Origin of the sequence: Paraconexibacter sp., assembly GCF_041602235.1 — a bacterium.
Lineage (GTDB): Bacteria > Actinomycetota > Thermoleophilia > Solirubrobacterales > Solirubrobacteraceae > Paraconexibacter.
In genome coordinates this window covers 1-1,521 of sequence record NZ_JBFIGP010000490.1, presented here as the reverse complement: position 1 = coordinate 1,521, position 1,521 = coordinate 1, and the positions used below count along the sequence as shown (strand labels likewise).

Below are 1,521 nucleotides of genomic sequence, written 5' to 3'. Positions count from 1 at the left end.
GACGGCGGGGAAGACGAAGTCGACGTCGGAGCGCTCGAGGTGCGAGACCGGAGGCAGGATCACGTGCGCGTGGCGGGTCGTCTCGGTGATGTACATGTCGACCGCGACGTAGTGCTCGAGCTCGGCGAGCGCCTCGTCGAGTCGCCCGCCGTCGGGCGTCGAGAGCACGGGGTTGCCCGCGTAGCTGATGAGTCCGCGGACCTGTCCCTTCCCCGGCGTGAGGATCTCGTCGGCGAACCCGGCGACCGGGAACTCGTCGGCGTAGCCCTCGAGGCCACTCACGCGCTGGCGCCGATGGCCCCACTTGCGCGTGACCGGCAGCAGGCCCAGCGGGCCGAGCCCGTCGATCGCGGGCGTCGCCGCCATCATGCCGCCGGCCCGGTCGAAGTTGCCGGTGACGACGTTGAGCGCGTTGATGAGCCAGTGCGTGATCGTGCCGGTCCGCTGCTGGCAGACGCCGACGCGACCGTAGGCGACGGCGCTCGGCGCGGCGGCGAACTCGCGGGCGAGACGGGCGATGGTCTGTGCGTCCACGCCGGCGAGCGGGGCAGCACGCTCGGGGGTCCACGGCCGGACGAGCTCCTCGAGCTCGTCGAGTCCGTCGGTCTTCCCGGCGACGGCGCCGAGGTCGACCGACCCGTCGTCGAAGATCGTGTGGAGCATCCCCAGGAGGAGGAACGGGTCCCCGCCGGGCCGGATCTGGACGTGCTCGGAGGCATGGGCGACCGTCTCGGTGCGACGCGGGTCGACGACGACGACGTGGCCGCCGCGCTCGACGATGACGCGCAGGCGGTGCCGGGCGCCGGGTGCCGTCATGACCGAGCCGTTGGACACGGCGGGATTCGCGCCGAGCACGAGCATGTGGTCGGTGCGGTCGATGTCGGGCACCGGGAGGATCGCGAGCGTGCCGAACATCTCGTGCGAGGTGCGGTGCTGCGGGAGCTGGTCGGTCGACGAGGCCGAGTAGTTGTTGGCGCTGCGCAGCAGCGCCCGGATCGCGAAGAACGCCAGCACGGCCGAGGAGTGGGCGCCCGGGTTGCCGAGGTACGTCGCCACGCCGTCACGCCCGTCGCGGTCGATGATGCGACGCAGGCCGCTCCCGGCGAGTTCGAGAGCCTCGTCCCACCCGATCTCCACGAACTCGTCCCCGACCCGCTTGACGGGGCGCCGCAGACGGTCGGGGTCGTGGTGCAGGTCGGCGAGGGCGGCCGCCTTCGGGCAGATGTAGCCCTTGGACATGACATCGTCCGGGTCACCGGTGATGCGGAGGACCCGCGTGCCTTCCGACTCGACTTTGATCCCGCAGTGCGCCTCGCACAGCGTGCACTGCCGGTGAACGGTGGTGGTCATGGCGGCTCTCCCCTTCGACGCTCGTTCCCGCGAGTCTTTCATGCCTGCTCGGCAACGCAAGAGCACCGTTAAGAGCGACGACATGCTCGCGCCGTGACGTGTGCCGGGTGCGGTGTCCCAGCCTACGACGCTTGGCACGTGGCTGTTGCCGAATTCCTCGACGCCCCGCTG

1 protein-coding gene is annotated in these 1,521 nt (G+C 71.0%); it reads right to left on the bottom strand.

Annotation, left to right across the window (positions count from 1 at the left end; all coding sequences use genetic code 11):
- Nucleotides 1–1,350, bottom strand: a 1,350-nt coding sequence (locus ABYE80_RS20750) for a molybdopterin-dependent oxidoreductase (protein ID WP_372792337.1), incomplete at its 3' end; no start/stop codon positions are given.
- Nucleotides 1,351–1,521: the final 171 nt, after the last annotated feature.